Consider the following 17,036-nt stretch of genomic DNA (forward strand, 5'->3'; position numbering starts at 1 on the left):
TTAAATAGAGAACAATTATTTTTCTGACTTCTGGACTGGTGAACGGAAGTGATTATTTTTATAATAACCATTCATTCACAGCTAAAAGGTACAACGGCATCATGGCAACTGACTCAACACATTGTGTAAAAAAAAGCCGTGGTCGCCCAAAAGTGTTCGACAGGGAAGACGCGCTTGATAAGGCCATGAAGTTGTTCTGGCAGCACGGTTATGAAGCGACTTCTCTTGCCGATCTCGTCGAAGCGACCGGAGCCAAAGCGCCAACGCTATACGCGGAGTTCACCAATAAAGAGGGATTATTCCGCGCCGTACTGGATCGCTATATCGACCGTTTTGCCGCAAAGCACGAAGCACAACTGTTTTGTGAAGAGAAAAGCGTGGTGTCTGCGCTGACTGACTATTTCGCTGCCATCGCCAACTGCTTTACCAGCAAAGATACCCCTGCTGGCTGCTTTATGATCAACAACTGCACCACGCTCTCCCCGGATTCAGGAGATATCGCCAATACGTTGAAATCACGCCACGCGATGCAAGAACGCACCTTGCAGCAGTTTTTATGTCAACGACAGGCGCGCGGGGAAATCCCGACCCACTGTGACGTGACGCATCTGGCGGAATTCCTTAATTGTATTATTCAGGGGATGTCGATCAGCGCCCGCGAAGGCGCATCGCTGGAAAAACTGATGCAGATTGCCCAAACCACTTTGCGTTTATGGCCCGAACTGGTGAAATAAAACGCAAAAAAAGCCCCTCAGCCTGAGCGAATGAGGGGCTAAATTGCAGAGTACAGCCTTGTTATACTTTGTTATTCAGAATCAGTTGCCCGTTGTTATCTAATTGGATTTGTGTACCCGGATCGCGGTCCATGCGGATTTTGCCCTGCTGATCGCCAATCTTATAGGTCACATCATAACCGAGCATTTTTTCTGACTTGTCATACACCGTTTTACAACGCTGTTGGGTGGTGGTGTAAGTATCACGTTCCTGGAGAGAGCCCTGGATCTGGTTACCAGCATATCCACCACCAAGCGCCCCAACGACTGTAGCAACATCCTTACCGCGACCACCGCCAAACTGATGCCCTATCACCCCACCAGCCACAGCGCCCAGAACTGAACCAGCGATGCGATTTTCATCCTGCACCGGCCGGCGATGGGTCACTGTGACATTGCGGCACTCCTGGCGCGGTGTTTTAACTGTTTCCTTGATTGGGATTGCAGAAACAACCTGAGCGTATTGCGGGCCACGTTCAAACACGTTCAGGCTGGCCACTGCCGCTACGCCCAGCGCAGCCGCGACACCAATCCCGATACCCGCCAACATTGATTTATTCACGGGAACACCTCCTTCTTTGCAGTTATGTCAATCATGCAATCGAAGGGGTGAAACAACCATCAGACAGAAGATGAAAAGCGCAGGAATAGCAGGAAATACTTAAGGATTCGGAGGAGTCTGAGGGAATGCCTGATGCGACGCTTAACGCGTCTTATCAGGCCTGCCGCTCGTACCATTTATCCTGGGCGGATAAGGCGTTTACGCCGCATCCGCCAGTACAAGTTGATTAATGCAGTTTCAAACGCGGACGGATAACGCGGTTGATACTACCTACCAACATCATTAGTCCAGTTTTGAAGTAGCCATGCAGCGCAATCTGATGCATCCGATACAGCGAGATATACACAAAGCGCGCAATACGCCCTTCAATCATCATTGAGCCGCGCGTCAGGTTACCCATCAGGCTACCGACGGTGGAGAAGTTCGACAGCGATACCAGCGAACCGTGATCTTTATACTGATAATTTTTCAGCGGTTTGCCATTCATCTGCGCCAGAATATTGTTCATTGCGCAGGTAGCCATCTGGTGTGCGGCCTGAGCGCGCGGCGGGACAAAACCCCCTTCCGGACGCGGGCATGACGCACAGTCGCCAATAGCGTAAATGTCTGGATCGCGCGTGGTTTGCAGCGTCGGTTCCACCACCAGCTGGTTGATACGGTTGGTTTCGAGACCGCCAATATCTTTCAGGAAATCTGGCGCTTTGATCCCGGCAGCCCACACCATCAGATCAGCCTCAATATATTCGCCATCTTTAGTGTGCAGACCACCTTTATCGGCGCTGGTGACCATGGTTTGCGTCAGCACGCGAACGCCCAGTTTCGTTAACTCATTGTGGGCGGCAGCAGAGATACGTGGCGGCAGCGCAGGCAAAATACGTTCGCCCGCTTCAACCAGCGTTACGTTCAACGCTTCGTTGGTCAGGCCTTTGTAACCGTAGCTGTGCAGTTGCTTGACGGCGTTGTGCAATTCAGCGGAGAGTTCTACGCCAGTCGCGCCGCCGCCAACAATCGCAATATTCACTTTGCCATTCGCGCCAAGGTTGGCAGAGTATTTCAGAAACAGATTCAGCATCTCCTGATGGAAACGACGCGCCTGATGCGGGTTATCGAGGAAAATACAGTTCTCTTTTACACCCGGCGTATTGAAATCGTTAGAGGTGCTGCCCAGCGCCATCACCAGCGTGTCATAAGCGATTTTGCGTTCCGGCACCAGCAGTTCGCCTTTCTCGTCGCGCAGTTCAGCAATGGTGATTGTTTTCGCTTCTCTATCGATATCAACCACAGAACCCAACTGGAACTGAAAACCATGATTACGCGCATGAGCCAGGTAACTCAGTGCATCGACGCCTTCATCGAGCGAGCCAGTCGCTACTTCGTGCAGCAGCGGTTTCCACAGGTGGCTGTGGTTGCGATCTACCAGCGTAATTTTGGCTTTTTTCTTACGTCCCAGCTTATGTCCAAGCTGTGTCGCCATTTCCAGCCCACCAGCACCGCCGCCGACAATCACAATCTTTTTCAATGGCGTAGTCAACGTGACCCCCTTAAATTTATTAACCAATTGTTAATTAATGGTTATGTGCATAGCCCTTAATTAACAGCAGGTTACAATGATGAAAATGCTCTTCGCTATTGAGAATAACATGAATGGTGCATTGGTCATACCAAAATTGATATGAATCAAGTTTTGTTGCTGAAAAGATAGGCGGATTTACTGGGTGAGATCAAAAAACAGAGATTGTTGTTTATTATTTAAGCTGGATCGGGAGAGTGAGGCGTATATGGAGGGCATTTGGTAGGCCAGATACAATGCGCAGCATCGCATCAGGCATTGGTGCACGGCTGTCGGCTATGGCGTGGACGCTTCATCCAACCTACAGAATCCGGGGCGCATCAGATACCAGCAAGGTTACCTGATACGACCGACGATAGCTTTTAACCGAGGGTTTTGAACGCCTTAATGCGCTGCAAATGCGGGGAGATATTTTTGAATTTGTGCGTCTGCTCTTCGTCCCAGACAATCTCGTAATAATGATGCAACTCTTCAGATGTCCGCTGACTGTTAAGCGCCTCATCGTTACGCGACAAAATCACCAGACAACGATCTCGATTCTTCTCACGGAAATTGGTCACACATTTAGTCGCGATATCGGTGTACTCTTCCGGGCGATCAATCTTCCCTTCCATGTTCTCGTAAGGGAACAAATTGGGGTTGAAGATCACCTGGCGGATATCGCAGAGAAAACCAATCCGTTCTGCCCAGTAACCGCCCAGCCCGACACCGCAAATTAGCGGGCGCTCGTCAACATTCAGTTGCAGCATTTTGTCTACTTCTTTGAGCAGATGCTGCATATCGTGTTTCGGATGCAGAGTGCTGTAGCTTATCAAGCGTACATCCGGGTCAATAAACTGCAATTGTAAAACTTTCTCGTGGTTACCCGGACTGTTAGAGTCAAAACCGTGTAAATAGATAATCATCGCTTCCTCACATAAGCCAGGGTTAGTGACCTGCTTTCTCTTCCTGCCAGCGTTCATGTAACTGATTCAGACGGGCGCTGATCTCTTTCCAGCGAGTCGAGTCCATCAGCTCCTGTCGCGAAAATGAACCTTTATGATACAAACGTGTAACACGCTCTGCCTTGATCGGTGACAGATTATCTAACACGCTGACGGCTCCCTTACGATTATTGCAGACCAGGATCATATCGCAACCCGCATCCAGTGATGCCTGCCCACGTTCGGCATAACTGCCCATAATCGCGGCACCTTCCATCGATAAATCGTCTGAGAAAATCACGCCGTCAAACCCCAGCTCCTGACGTAAAACGGTTTTCAGCCAGTAGGGAGAACCGCTCGCCGGACGCGGATCAACATCGCTGTAGATCACATGCGCAGGCATAATGGCGTCGAGTTTATTTTCGCGAATTAACGTACTGAAGACTGACATATCTTTGGCGCGAATTTCCGCTTGCGGACGTGGGTCGCACGGCGTCTCTTTGTGCGAGTCTGCCGTTACTGCACCGTGGCCTGGAAAGTGTTTACCAGTGGTTTTCATTCCGGCTTCATGCATACCATCAATAAACCGGCTGGCGATTGCTAGGGCTTTTTCGGGATCGGCATGGTAAGAACGCTCGCCAATCGCCGCGCTAATGTGCCCTACATCCAGCACGGGTGCAAAGCTGATATCAATATCCATGGCGATCATTTCGCTGGCCATCAACCAGCCTGCCTCTTGTGCCAGTTTGCCGCCTTCTTCCATTCCCAACAGCGCAGCGAATGATTGTGCCGCTGGCAAGCGGGTAAAACCTTCACGAAAACGCTGCACGCGCCCACCTTCCTGATCTACCGCCACCACCAGATGATTGCGCGAAGCTGTGCGGATTTGGCGCACCAGTTCGCGTAACTGGGCAGGATCATGATAGTTACGCGTAAAGAGAATCAGCCCACCCACCAGCGGATGCGCCAGTATTTCACGCTCTTCCGCGTCCAGTTCGTAACCTTCAACATCCAACATTACTGGACCCACACTGCTCTCCTTATTGTTTTATTGATAGCTGCCGCCAGGTGTCATCGGCAAGCCTGATAAATTGTTGATCGCCGCTTTGTTGCCAGCGGTACTCAAACCACCCTGCTTTGAGCATCAGCAACCAGGGAAACCAGCGCCTGACCTGACGCCATAATTGCGCCGGATTGATCTTTGCGCGCACGGCATAGTCATTGACCAATTGCCGGTGCTGCTCAGTATTTTCCACCCACACCGCCGCCAGTTCCAGCGCGATATCGCCATCACCAGCATACTCCCAGTCAATGAGTTTTAACCCAGAAGCACTATGCACTAAGTTTCCGGCATGAACATCCATATGCAATGGGCTTAAGCGTAATGGCTGTGGTTCCCGTATTTTGCGCAGACGTTTTAATAGTCGCAGCCAACCCGCTGTCCGCCGCGCAGGATCGCTTCGCTGCCAGTACCTTTCCAGTAACGGCAGCAGGGTTATTCGCCAGCCAAAGCGCGGTTGTTGATGCAGATAATACAGCAAGCCTGCCAGTTCGTCGGTATCCGGCAATTGCGTTTTTACCTCGCCGGGCAAATAGTCAACCACCATCCAGCCACGGATATAGAGATGTGGCTTCGGTGCAAGGTATGCCGGTAATCGTGATAACGCCCGATACTGGCGCAGGAACACGGACTGCGGTGCATCAGGATCGTGAGTCTGACGCACAACGAAACGCAGATCCTGATGTTCAATGAGAAAACTCCCGCCGCTAAGTCCATGATTAAACGTCGCGACGGGATGATACTGCGGGAAATAGCGCGACAATAATTCGTCGCGCGTGATGGGATTATTGTTGCTGAACGGCACCTTTACCTGACCAGATAATTTCACCCGTCTGCACCAGCATGAGTTGCATTTGCAGGGTCGGTGCGTTGACGTTACCAGAGGCACTGGAGTACAGCACATAATGAGCGCCGACGTTACGGGCAATGCCAATCGCTTTACTGCGAGTGCCTAAACTGTCCTGCGGCGACAAACCTAACTGCTGCTTGGCCATTGAAAGCTGTTGGGCAGAAACGAGTGTAAATTTACCGTTATTGGCCAGCGCATTACGTAGCGTTTCGGTCGCTTCTCCGGCATTCAGCGAGCCGTTAGTACGGTTGTTAACGCTATCAACCAGCAGAACGCTGCCTGCGGTCACACCATCAGCCCCAAGCATTTTACTGACCATCGGCTGCATTGCACCGTTCCAGTCATAATGACGAATATGCGGCGCAGGCGGTGCGGTTTGATCTTCGTGCTCAATTGGCCCTGGCTGCTGCGGGATCGTCGGCACCGATGGCACGGTTGGTACAGGCTGTTGCGGCTCGGCAGGTTGCTCCGGCGCAGGTTTCACCTCTTCTACCGGTGCTGGTTCTCGTTGCCCCACACACCCGGCGAGAAACATCGCCAGCGCGGTGATTAAGGCGTAGCGACTCATTTTTGTCATCAAGATTCACCCCTTACAAATATAGATAAAGTCTGACTTTGTGCGCCCCCAGATAATTGGCGCTGCCGTACAGAGTTACCGCCGAACGTGCGGGAATGGTAACGCTGCGGGGCGTTTCCAGAGGATGCATCTCCAGTCCTCTGGCGTCATACCAGTAAAAACGATAATGAACGGTAACGGGTTCTTGCCTTTCGTTATAAAGCGTCGAGGATGCAGAAGGCTGAATATCAGACATTGAAAGAACGGGCTTTTCTGCACTGATGCCCGCAGCCAGAAGAAATGACTCAATCACCAGAGATTGTTCTTCATTCACCGGAATCTCCGGATGTGAACGACACCCCACCAGCAATAACAGCGCCAGAGACACCAGCCCAAAGCATCCTTTTCTCATCGTTACAGACCTTTATGCGCCAGCATTGGGCCCAGAGGACGGCCACCCAGCAAGTGCATATGGATGTGGTACACCTCTTGCCCGCCATGGCGGTTGGTGTTCATGATCAGACGATAGCCATCTTCGGCAATGCCTTCTTGCTCAGCAATTTTTGCCGCTACAGTGATCATGCGTCCCAGCGCCTGCTCATGCTCGGCAGAGACGTCGTTTACGGTAGGAATCAGGATATTAGGAATGATTAAAATATGCGTTGGCGCTTGCGGCGAAATATCGCGAAACGCCGTTACCAGATCATCCTGGTAGACGATATCGGAGGGGATCTCACGACGAATAATTTTGCTGAAAATAGTTTCTTCTGCCACGACATTTTCCTTTTTCAAATAGTCATGCGTTGCGCCATGCTACGCCGCGCCACACTGCGAGTATAGAGTATGGTCGAGTTAAACCCGCTCTTTCAACCTTAACCCACGATTTATTAAGCAAAAAACCGTTTTACTGCCGCATACATCGCCATTATTCCCCTTTATGCCTGCGAATGAACCGAAAACACACTTTCTCTTTGGTTTACATGTTAAATATGAATGCGTATATTTCTCATTTGCATTACCATGAAAAATTATTAGCGCGCTAAATATTACTGCTCATCGCCCTCCTCTGGAATGAGCCTGACTACAACATAAATCAAGAGATTTCAGATGCTTTCGACACAATTTAACAGGGATAATCAGCATCAAGCCGCAGCCACGCCGTCGCTGCTCGCAGCCTGCATTGCTCTGGCTTTATTTCCTTCCGCTACACTGGCCGTGCCAACCGCCGAAGAAACAGTGATTGTTGAAGGGGCTGCCAATGCTCCAGTTAATGACGAAAATGATTACAGCGTAACGTCTACCTCTGTAGGTACTAAAATGCAGATGACTCAACGTGATATTCCACAGTCGGTCACTATTGTCAGCCAGCAGCGAATGGAAGATCAGCAACTGCAAACGCTGGGCGAAGTGATGGAAAACACTCTGGGGATAAGCAAAAGCCAGGCCGACTCCGACCGCACCCTCTATTATTCGCGTGGATTCCAGATCGATAACTATATGGTCGATGGCATCCCCACCTATTTTGAATCGCGCTGGAATCTGGGCGACGCACTCACGGATATGGCGCTGTTCGAGCGTGTAGAAGTGGTGCGTGGCGCGACCGGGCTAATGACCGGCACCGGCAATCCTTCTGCGGCGATTAATATGGTCCGCAAACACGCCACCAGCCGTGAATTTAAAGGCGATGTCTCGGCGGAATACGGTAGCTGGAACAAAGAACGTTATGTGGCGGATTTACAAAGTCCGCTCACGGAAGATGGTAAAGTCCGCGCACGAATTGTTGGCGGCTATCAGAACAACGATTTATGGCTGGATCGCTACAATAGCGAAAAAACTTTCTTCTCCGGCATTGTGGATGCTGATTTGGGCGAGCTGACCACATTTTCTGCCGGTTATGAATATCAACGTATTGATGTTAACAGCCCGACCTGGGGCGGCCTGCCACGCTGGAATACCGATGGCAGCAGCAACAGTTACGATCGCGCCCGCAGTACCGCGCCTGACTGGGCGTATAACGACAAAGAGATCAACAAAGTCTTTCTGTCACTGAAGCAGCGATTTGCCGATACCTGGCAGGCGACGCTGAATGCTACCCATTCCGAAGTCGAATTTGACAGCAAAATGATGTATGTCGATGCCTACGTAAATAAAGCAGATGGAACGCTGGTGGGACCATATGGCAGCTATGGCCCCGGATTTGATTATGTTGGCGGCACTGGCTGGAACAGTGGCAAACGTAAAGTTGACGCGCTGGATCTGTTTGCCGACGGCAGTTATGAATTATTTGGTCACCAGCACAATCTGATGCTCGGCGGTAGCTACAGTAAACAAAACAACCGCTATTTCAGCTCCTGGGCTAACGTTTTCCCCAATGAAATTGGCAGTTTCTACAACTTCAACGGTAACTTCCCGCAGACTAACTGGGCGCCGCAAAGCCTGGCGCAGGACGATACCACACATATGAAATCGTTATATGCCGCCACTCGTGTCACCCTTGCCGATCCGCTGCATCTTATCCTCGGCGCACGTTATACCAACTGGCGGGTTGATACGCTGACTTACAGCATGGAGAAAAACCACACTACGCCTTATGCGGGTCTGGTGTTTGACATCAATGACAACTGGTCGACCTATGCCAGCTATACCTCTATTTTCCAGCCGCAAAATGATCGCGACAGTTCGGGCAAATATCTGGCGCCAATCACCGGTAACAACTACGAACTGGGTCTAAAATCAGACTGGATGAATAGCCGTCTGACCACCACGTTAGCCATCTTCCGTATTGAGCAGGATAATGTCGCCCAGTCCACCGGAATGCCTATCCCCGGCAGTAACGGCGAAACCGCCTATAAAGCGGTGGATGGGACAGTAAGTAAAGGCGTGGAATTTGAACTTAACGGCGCAATTACCGACAACTGGCAGCTGACGTTTGGCGCAACGCGCTATGTGGCGGAAGATAACGAGGGGAATGCCGTTAATCCGAATCTGCCACGTACCACGGTTAAAATGTTTACCAGCTATCGGTCGCCTGTCATGCCAGAGTTGACGGTCGGCGGCGGCGTTAACTGGCAAAATCGGGTGTATACCGACACCGTGACACCGTATGGCACCTTCCGCGCCGAGCAAGGTAGCTACGCGCTGGTGGATCTGTTCACCCGCTACCAGGTGACGAAAAACTTCTCGTTGCAGGGGAACGTCAATAACCTGTTCGACAAAACCTACGATACCAATGTGGAAGGTTCTATCGTCTACGGCGCACCACGTAATTTCAGTATTACCGGCACGTATCAATTCTGATTAACACCTGTAAAAAAGGCAGCCATTCGGCTGCCTTAGTCTCCCCAACATTCTACTGATTAGTTGTTGCGGATGTACTCATCCATCTCGGTTTTCAGGTTATCGGATTTAGTACCGAAAATCGCCTGAACACCAGAACCAGCAACCACTACGCCCGCTGCGCCCAGTTTCTTCAGGCCAGCCTGATCCACTTTGGACACATCAGCAACGCTGACGCGCAGACGAGTAATACATGCGTCGAGGTTAGTGATGTTTTCTTTACCACCAAATGCGGCAACCAGAGCCGGAGCCATTTCGCTAGTACCGGTTGCTTTCGCATCTTCAGTTGCGTCTTCGCGGCCCGGCGTTTTCAGATCCAGAGCTTTAATCAGCACACGGAAGATGGTGTAGTAAACAATCGCATAACCAATACCGACAATCGGGAACAGCCACAGTTTGCTGCTGTTACCAGACAGTACGATGAAGTCGATCAGGCCGTGCGAGAACGAAGTACCGTCGCGCATTCCCAGCAGAATACAGATTGGGAATGCCAGACCAGCCAGAATAGCGTGGATGATGTACAGGATCGGCGCAACGAACATGAAGGAGAACTCGATCGGCTCGGTGATACCGGTCAGGAACGAGGTCAACGCAGCGGAGATCATGATACCGCCAACTTTAGCGCGGTTTTCTGGTTTAGCAGAGTGCCAGATAGCAATCGCAGCAGCCGGCAGACCGTACATTTTAAACAGGAAGCCGCCAGACAGTTTACCCGCAGTCGGGTCACCCGCCATATAACGCGGAATATCGCCGTGGAAGACCTGACCTGCTGCGTTGGTGTATTCACCAATCTGCATCTGGAAAGGTACGTTCCAGATGTGGTGCAGACCAAACGGCACCAGACAACGTTCGATGAAGCCGTAAATACCAAATGCAACTACCGGGTTCTGGTAAGCAGCCCACTGGGAGAAGGTCTGGATTGCGGAACCAATCGGCGGCCAAATGAAGGACAGCACAACGCCAGTAAAGATGGCAGCCAGACCAGAAATGATCGGTACAAAGCGTTTACCGGCAAAGAAGCCAAGATACTCAGGCAGCTTAATACGGTAGAAACGGTTAAACATGTACGCTGCAATCGCACCGGAGATGATCCCCCCAAGTACGCCAGTATCCGCCAGATGTTTAGCGGCAATTTCTTCAGCAGGTAAATGCAGTACCAGCGGCGCGACCACAGCCATGGTTTTTACCATGATGCCATAGGCAACAACTGCGGCAAGAGCGGATACGCCATCGTTATTGGTAAAGCCAAGGGCGACACCGATCGCAAAAATAAGTGGCATGTTTGCAAAGACGGAACCGCCTGCTTCTGCCATAACATGCGATACAACGGCTGGCAGCCAGCTGAAATTCGCGGAACCGACGCCCAGCAGAATACCTGCGATAGGCAGTACGGATACCGGCAGCATCAGCGATTTACCGACCTTTTGCAGGTTAGCAAATGCATTCTTAAACATAATTGAGAGTGCTCCTGAGTATGGGTGCTTTTTACGTTCTCACGCGTGGCAAGGGGGGAGAACCTTGCCGTGTACAGGGCATCTAAGCGCCCTTTATTTATTACACAGAGTAAAATAATTCAGTGTCGATTTGTTTGACGGCTATCACGTTTCAACTTCAGGTCTTTAGCGAAGTTGCACATTTTGACAAAACATATGTCAAAATGTTTCAAACATGGTTAGCCACCGCCCAATTTGCGGCGGTGAACTTTACTCGTTTTAACCATTAATTACGAGCTTAAAAAAAATTCATTCAACTGATGGACTGCAGGCGGGAAGCGTCGATGTGAAACAGACGGGCGAAGTTATCGGTGGTTACCTGCGCCAGTTCTTCAACGGCAACACCTTTCAACACAGCCATGTATTCTGCAACGTCACGAACCATCGCAGGTTGATTCTCTTTTCCTCGATGTGGCACTGGCGCCAGGTAAGGCGAGTCAGTTTCCACCAGTAGCCGATCCAGCGGGACATAACGCGCGGCATCGCGCAGTTGTTCCGCATTACGGAAGGTCACAATGCCGGAAAAGGAGATGTAAAATCCGAGATCCAGTAACTTGCCCGCCGTTTCTTTGTCCTCTGTAAAACAGTGTAGTACGCCACCACAATCCGTCACTTTTTCTTCACGCAGAATAGCCAGCGTATCGGCGCGGGCGTCACGCGTATGGACGATAACCGGCTTGTTCAGTTCGCGACCAATCTGGATATGATGAATGAAGGATTCTTGCTGACGGACTTTTGTTTCCGGCGTGTAATAATAATCCAGCCCGGTTTCACCCAGCGCAACAACGCCCTCTTCTGCTGCCAGACGGCGTAAATCTTCCACATCGTAGGGATCATTCTGGTTTAGCGGATGCACACCGCAAGAAAAAACGACGTTGTCACGTTCGCCAACCAGATCCCGCATATGCAGGTAACCGGGCAATGTCGTGGCGACCGCCAGACAAAATTTCACATCGCGCGCGGCGGCTTTCGCCAGAACGTCATCCACGTCCTTGTGTAAAGATTCATAATTCAAACCATCGAGATGGCAGTGTGAGTCGACTAAAAACATAATGTCTCTCTTAAAGATGAGGAACCGGTAACACAACGTCCGGTTGCAGGTAATGCTCAATACGCAGTAAAAGATCGGTAATGACAAGCTCGCGGTTTACGCCTGTGACAGAAATTAACTGCTCACGACTTTGGCAAACATCCCCCAGTATAGCCTGCAGGCGAGAGGGAGAAAGCTGGTTTGCCAGCGTGGCGACAACGCCAGGAACATCAACATTGGTGACTTGTGAAGCGCCATAATGGCGTTTGAGCGCATCCATCAACAAAGTTGCCAACCAGTGCAGACGCGCCGGAGCTTGTTCGTGGTTAAGTGCCGACAACATCGAATACCAGTCGCCAGATTGCACGCTGTTTGCCAACGCCTGACAAAGTGTCTCACGTGCCTGCCAGATATCCCCTTGAAACAGCCCCAATGCAGCGCCAGGCGAACCGGCGCTCAGGCGCAATGCGGTTAGCATAGCCTCTTGTGACATTGTCACTTCACGCGCAAGCCAGCTCACTGCGTACTGTTCCGGCGGCGGTGCAAGATAATGCAAGCGACAACGGCTGCGCAGTGTTGCCAGTAAGCGTTCAAGTTCTCGTGTAGCGAGGAAAAACCAGGTTTCCGCTGGCGGCTCTTCCAGTGTTTTCAGCAAGGCATTGGCAGCGGCATCGGTCAGCAAGGCGGCATCGGTGACCCAGACAACTTTCGCACCGCCTAATCGTGCGTGTTCATTAAGCTTTTCGGTGACTTCACGCACGGCATCAATGCCCAGAGCATTCTTCCCTTTTTCGGGAGCAAGAGTGTAATAATCGGGGTGCGTCCCCGCCTGCATCAACTGGCATCCGCGACAATGACCACAGCTTTTGTGGCCCTGCGGTTGTTGGCAAAGTAAATAACGGCTCAGAGCGTAGATTAAGGCATCATCGCCCATGCCAGGTAATGCCTGAATCAGTAGCGCATGGTGACCCCTTCCGGCCTGATAGCTGGCTACCAGTTTTTCGAAATCAGGTCGTAACCATGGATACCATCTCATTCGCCCTGCTCCTTAACCCAGTGAGTCACGGTGGTGCGAATCGCGTCCATGACATCTTCCAGCGATTGTGTTGCATCAATAGTGTGAATGCTTTTATCTTGTGCAGCCAGTTCCAGGTAGCGAGCGCGGGTGCGATTAAAGAAATCAAAAGACTCTTGCTCAATGCGATCCAGCTCGCCGCGCGCACGCGCGCGCTTAAGGCCTACTTCTGGAGTAACATCGAGATAGAGCGTTAAATCAGGGCGAAAATCCCCAAGAACGGCATCACGCAACGTTGCCAGCATATGCTGGTCAATACCACGACCACCGCCCTGATACGCCTGAGTGGAGAGATCGTGGCGATCACCAATCACCCATGTGCCATTTGTCAGTGCCGGTTTGATGACGGTTTCTACCAGTTGTACACGCGCGGCATAAAACATCAGCACTTCGGCTTTATCGGTAATGACTTCATCGCCTACCGATTTGATATCCAGCACCAGGCTTCTTAACTTTTCGGCAAGTTGCGTACCGCCGGGTTCCCGAGTGAAAACCATGTCGCGGATACCCAGTTGCTCAAGCGTCTCAACCACCACGTTGCGTGCGGTGGTTTTGCCTGCGCCTTCCAGCCCTTCAATGACGATATACTTACTGCGCATTTTTTTCCTTAAGCACTTTCAGATAATCCTGCACAGACTTGTTATGACTGGCAAGATTGGTATTAAACGTGTGACCACCTTTACCATCGGCCACAAAATAGAGATACGGCGTTTTTGCCGGATGCGCAGCAGCCTTCAGCGAATCCGCCCCCGGCGTAGCTATCGCACCTGGCGGCAAACCGGTAATGGTATAGGTGTTATACGCTGTCGGCGTTTCCAGGTCTGCACGAGAAAGTTTGCCATTATAACGCTCTCCCATCCCGTAAATCACGGTTGGGTCGGTCTGCAGGCGCATACCAATGCGTAAACGGTTGATAAATACCGAGGCAACCTGATCGCGTTCACTGGCAACGGCGGTTTCTTTTTCGATAATTGATGCCATCGTCACCAGCTGGTTTTTATCTTTATAAGGTAGACCGTCCGCACGCCCTTCCCAGGCGCTATCGACCGCTTTCACCATTTTCTTGTGCGCTCGCTTGAGTAACGCGACATCGGAGGTATTGGCGGTATACATCCAGGTGTCTGGCCAGAACCAGCCTTCAATCCACTCAGGGTTTTCCAGCTCCAGCGCCTGTGCCACAGTGGCGTATTTATCGTCGCTCAGCGTGTGCTTGACATACGGCGCCTCACGCAATTGTTTGAGGTAATCGCTCAGACGCATCCCCTCCACCAGGCGTAGTGGAAACTGTGCTTCTTTACCGCTTTCCAGCAATTTCAGCATCTCACGCACGGTCATCTGCGGTGTAAAGCGGTAAGTCCCGGCTTTGAAATGAGAAAGATCCGGCTCGATACGCAGCAGCCATTGAAATACCCGTGGGCGATTGATGATCTTATCGGCATAAAGTTGTTCACCGAGCGCCAGACGTCCGGTCCCTGGTTTCAGAGTAAATATCGTCTCTTCTTTAATAAGTAATTTGCTGTCGGCGAGGTGGCGAATCTTCCAGACGCCCACACCAGCGGCGATACCCAGTACCACCAGCAATAACAAAACAATCAATAACACTTTTTTCATGACTAATTCGGGTGCTCACAAAGTGGGGCTAAATATTCATATAGCGTTGTTGACGAAAAGGAGGCCTCGCCACAGGCACGCACGGGAATCACTGGCATCAACGCATTACAAACTACCATCTCATCTGCCTGCATCACCTCCTCCAGCGAGGCTTGTACTTCGACAAGCTGATAAGAGGATTGTGCCAGTAAACGGATGCAGAATTGTCGCATAATACCGTTGACACCAGCCTGATCCAGACGCGGCGTATAAACTACGTTGCTCTTGCGCCATAACAAATTAGCCGCACAGCATTCCGTAACCCACCCTTCGCTGTCAAGAACCAGCGCCTCATCGGCGTTTGTCTGCTCAAGATGAGAGCGAATTAGCACTTGCTCAAGCCGATTAAGATGTTTAATACCTGCGAGATAAGGATTGCGTCCAAGGCGTACTGGACTTAGCGCCAGAGTAATGCCCTCTTTGCGTAAGCGGTCATAATGTGCAGGGTAAGCCGCAACGGAGAGAATGCGCGTTGCCGGACCGCTGTTCAATGTGCTGTATCCTCGCCCACCACTGCCGCGACTGATCACCACTTTCAGCACACCGTTCTGCTGTGCTGCTGCCAGCGTTTTCATCTCTTGCTCAAGCTGCGGCCAGAAATCACAGGCGATCATTAACCGCTGAGTGGCTTCCTGTAGTCGCTGTATATGCGCGGATAACAAACTGACTTCACCGTCGATAATTCTGGCTGTAGTGAAACAACCATCGCCAAATTGCGTTGCCCGATCGCTTGCTGCCAGCGAATCCTGTTTATGACCGTTAATTAAGAACATACCGGCTCCTTATCAGAGGATTGTTAGTGTGGCAGCATGTTCACTGCGGAACAAGTCTGAATAAAACCTAAGAAAAAAGGCCCGCAAGCGGACCTTTTATACAGGTGGGAAATAGCAACTTAGATCTTTTTAAAGATCAAAGAACCATTAGTGCCACCGAAGCCGAAGGAGTTACACAGGGTATACTCCATTCCGCTGACCTGACGTGCTTCATGCGGTACGAAATCCAGATCGCAACCTTCATCCGGGTTATCCAGGTTGATGGTCGGCGGAACAGCCTGATCGCGCAGCGCCAGGATGGAGTAGATAGACTCTACCGCACCCGCCGCACCTAACAGGTGACCGGTCATGGATTTCGTGGAGCTTACCAGTACACGGCTTGCAGCTTCACCGAAGATGGTTTTCACTGCCTGCGCTTCGGCTTTATCGCCAGCAGGCGTTGAAGTACCGTGCGCGTTAACGTAGCCAATCTGGCTCGCTTCAATACCTGCATCACGCAGAGCATTTGCCATTGCCAGAGCTGCGCCTGCGCCATTTTCCGGCGGCGACGTCATATGATAGGCATCGCTGCTCATACCAAAGCCGACGAGTTCAGCGTAAATTTTCGCACCGCGTTTTTTCGCGTGTTCGTACTCTTCGAGCACCAGCATACCGGCACCATCGCCCAGTACGAAACCATCACGCTCTTTATCCCACGGGCGGCTAGCCGCTTGCGGGTTATCATTGCGGGTAGATAATGCACGTGCCGCGCCGAAACCGCCAACGCCCAGCGGCGTACTGGCTTTCTCTGCGCCACCTGCAACCATCACGTCAGCATCGCCATACGCGATAATACGCGCAGCATGACCAATGTTGTGCACGCCGGAAGTACAGGCGGTCGCGATAGAGATGCTTGGGCCACGCAGGCCATACATGATAGTCAGGTGACCTGCCACCATGTTCACAATCGTTGACGGAACGAAGAATGGGCTGATCTTACGTGGACCACCGTTCATCAAAGATGTGTGGTTTTCTTCGATCAGTCCGAGGCCGCCAATCCCGGAGCCAATTGCGGCACCAATGCGGGTTGCGTTCTCTTCCGTTATTTCAAGGCCAGAATCCTGCATGGCCTGAACGCCAGCGACAATTCCATATTGAATGAAGGCATCCATCTTGCGCTGTTCTTTGCGCGAGATAATGTCCTCACAGTTAAAATCCTTTACTAAGCCAGCAAATTTCGTTGCATAGGCGCTAGTATCGAAATGGTCGATTAGGCTGATGCCACTCTGACCGGCAAGCAGAGCTTTCCAGGTAGACTCTACGGTATTGCCGACAGGAGACAACATGCCCAGTCCGGTCACAACTACACGACGCTTAGACACGTTTGTCCTCCAGGGAGGGAAAAA

Annotated in this window: 17 protein-coding genes; 2 read left to right on the plus strand and 15 right to left on the minus strand. The window is 51.3% G+C overall.

Features of this window, described 5'->3' with window-relative positions:
- Positions 1–101: 101 nt before the first annotated feature.
- The gene (gene comR, locus A7589_RS08675) at positions 102–734 is read left to right on the plus strand and encodes a TetR family copper-responsive transcriptional repressor ComR (RefSeq protein ID WP_000179804.1); all 633 of its coding nucleotides are present in this window, start codon (positions 102–104) and stop codon (positions 732–734) included.
- A 61-nt stretch (positions 735–795) separates the two neighbouring features.
- Here the strand turns inward: comR and A7589_RS08680 are convergent, their stop codons facing one another.
- The 8 genes from A7589_RS08680 to hinT all read right to left on the minus strand — a co-directional run bounded on the left by A7589_RS08680 (position 796) and on the right by hinT (position 7,068).
- On the minus strand, positions 796–1,335 hold the full coding sequence (locus A7589_RS08680; protein WP_010350841.1) for a glycine zipper 2TM domain-containing protein: 540 nt from the start codon (positions 1,333–1,335) through the stop codon (positions 796–798).
- 226 nt (positions 1,336–1,561) lie between these two features.
- Positions 1,562–2,866 (minus strand): NADH-quinone dehydrogenase, encoded by a 1,305-nt coding sequence (gene ndh, locus A7589_RS08685; protein ID WP_010352391.1) that lies wholly within the window; start codon positions 2,864–2,866, stop codon positions 1,562–1,564.
- Positions 2,867–3,267: 401 nt separating this feature from the next.
- Positions 3,268–3,810 carry an alpha/beta hydrolase YcfP gene (gene ycfP / locus A7589_RS08690; protein WP_000587922.1) on the minus strand — a complete coding sequence of 181 codons (543 nt, stop codon included), beginning with the start codon at positions 3,808–3,810 and terminating at the stop codon, positions 3,268–3,270.
- A gap of 22 nt (positions 3,811–3,832) precedes the next feature.
- A complete protein-coding gene (gene nagZ, locus A7589_RS08695) occupies positions 3,833–4,858 on the minus strand; it encodes a beta-N-acetylhexosaminidase (protein ID WP_000529325.1) in 1,026 nt (341 codons plus the stop codon).
- A 10-nt stretch (positions 4,859–4,868) separates the two neighbouring features.
- Positions 4,869–5,693, minus strand: coding sequence for a thiamine kinase (gene thiK, locus A7589_RS08700; RefSeq protein WP_001116777.1), 825 nt, complete (start codon positions 5,691–5,693; stop codon positions 4,869–4,871).
- On the minus strand, positions 5,674–6,315 hold the full coding sequence (gene lpoB, locus A7589_RS08705) for a penicillin-binding protein activator LpoB (protein WP_000164442.1): 642 nt from the start codon (positions 6,313–6,315) through the stop codon (positions 5,674–5,676). The genes thiK and lpoB overlap by 20 nt, the downstream gene beginning before the upstream one ends.
- A 13-nt stretch (positions 6,316–6,328) precedes the next feature.
- A complete protein-coding gene (locus A7589_RS08710; protein WP_108188805.1) occupies positions 6,329–6,706 on the minus strand; it encodes a YcfL family putative periplasmic lipoprotein in 378 nt (125 codons plus the stop codon).
- Between the two features lie 2 nt (positions 6,707–6,708).
- Positions 6,709–7,068 (minus strand): purine nucleoside phosphoramidase, encoded by a 360-nt coding sequence (hinT, locus tag A7589_RS08715; RefSeq protein ID WP_000807125.1) that lies wholly within the window; start codon positions 7,066–7,068, stop codon positions 6,709–6,711.
- Positions 7,069–7,401: 333 nt separating this feature from the next.
- On the opposite strand from hinT, the gene fhuE reads away from it, so the two are divergent.
- Entirely contained in the window at positions 7,402–9,591 is a 2,190-nt protein-coding gene (fhuE, locus tag A7589_RS08720) for a ferric-rhodotorulic acid/ferric-coprogen receptor FhuE (RefSeq protein WP_016158073.1), read from the plus strand.
- Between the two features lie 59 nt (positions 9,592–9,650).
- On the opposite strand, the gene ptsG is transcribed toward fhuE, so the two are convergent.
- The 7 genes from ptsG to fabF all read right to left on the minus strand — a co-directional run bounded on the left by ptsG (position 9,651) and on the right by fabF (position 17,012).
- Positions 9,651–11,084: a PTS glucose transporter subunit IIBC gene (gene ptsG, locus A7589_RS08725; RefSeq protein WP_000475698.1), complete on the minus strand. Its 1,434-nt coding sequence runs from the start codon at positions 11,082–11,084 to the stop codon at positions 9,651–9,653.
- Positions 11,085–11,376: 292 nt separating this feature from the next.
- A complete protein-coding gene (locus A7589_RS08730; RefSeq protein WP_000480283.1) occupies positions 11,377–12,174 on the minus strand; it encodes a metal-dependent hydrolase in 798 nt (265 codons plus the stop codon).
- A 10-nt stretch (positions 12,175–12,184) separates the two neighbouring features.
- Positions 12,185–13,189, minus strand: a complete 1,005-nt coding sequence (holB, locus tag A7589_RS08735) for a DNA polymerase III subunit delta' (RefSeq protein ID WP_001267912.1) — start codon at positions 13,187–13,189, stop codon at positions 12,185–12,187.
- Positions 13,186–13,827: a dTMP kinase gene (gene tmk / locus A7589_RS08740; protein ID WP_001257015.1), complete on the minus strand. Its 642-nt coding sequence runs from the start codon at positions 13,825–13,827 to the stop codon at positions 13,186–13,188. The genes holB and tmk overlap by 4 nt, the downstream gene beginning before the upstream one ends.
- A complete protein-coding gene (gene yceG, locus A7589_RS08745; protein ID WP_000756883.1) occupies positions 13,817–14,839 on the minus strand; it encodes a cell division protein YceG in 1,023 nt (340 codons plus the stop codon). Before yceG ends, tmk begins: the two co-directional genes overlap by 11 nt.
- Positions 14,840–14,841: 2 nt before the next feature.
- A complete protein-coding gene (gene pabC / locus A7589_RS08750; RefSeq protein ID WP_000478661.1) occupies positions 14,842–15,651 on the minus strand; it encodes an aminodeoxychorismate lyase in 810 nt (269 codons plus the stop codon).
- 119 nt (positions 15,652–15,770) lie between these two features.
- Positions 15,771–17,012, minus strand: coding sequence for a beta-ketoacyl-ACP synthase II (fabF, locus tag A7589_RS08755; RefSeq protein ID WP_000044679.1), 1,242 nt, complete (start codon positions 17,010–17,012; stop codon positions 15,771–15,773).
- Between the last annotated feature and the right edge of the window lie 24 nt (positions 17,013–17,036).

It is taken from the genome of Escherichia sp. MOD1-EC6475 (genome assembly GCF_003046645.1).
Classification (GTDB): Bacteria; Pseudomonadota; Gammaproteobacteria; order Enterobacterales; family Enterobacteriaceae; genus Escherichia; species Escherichia ruysiae.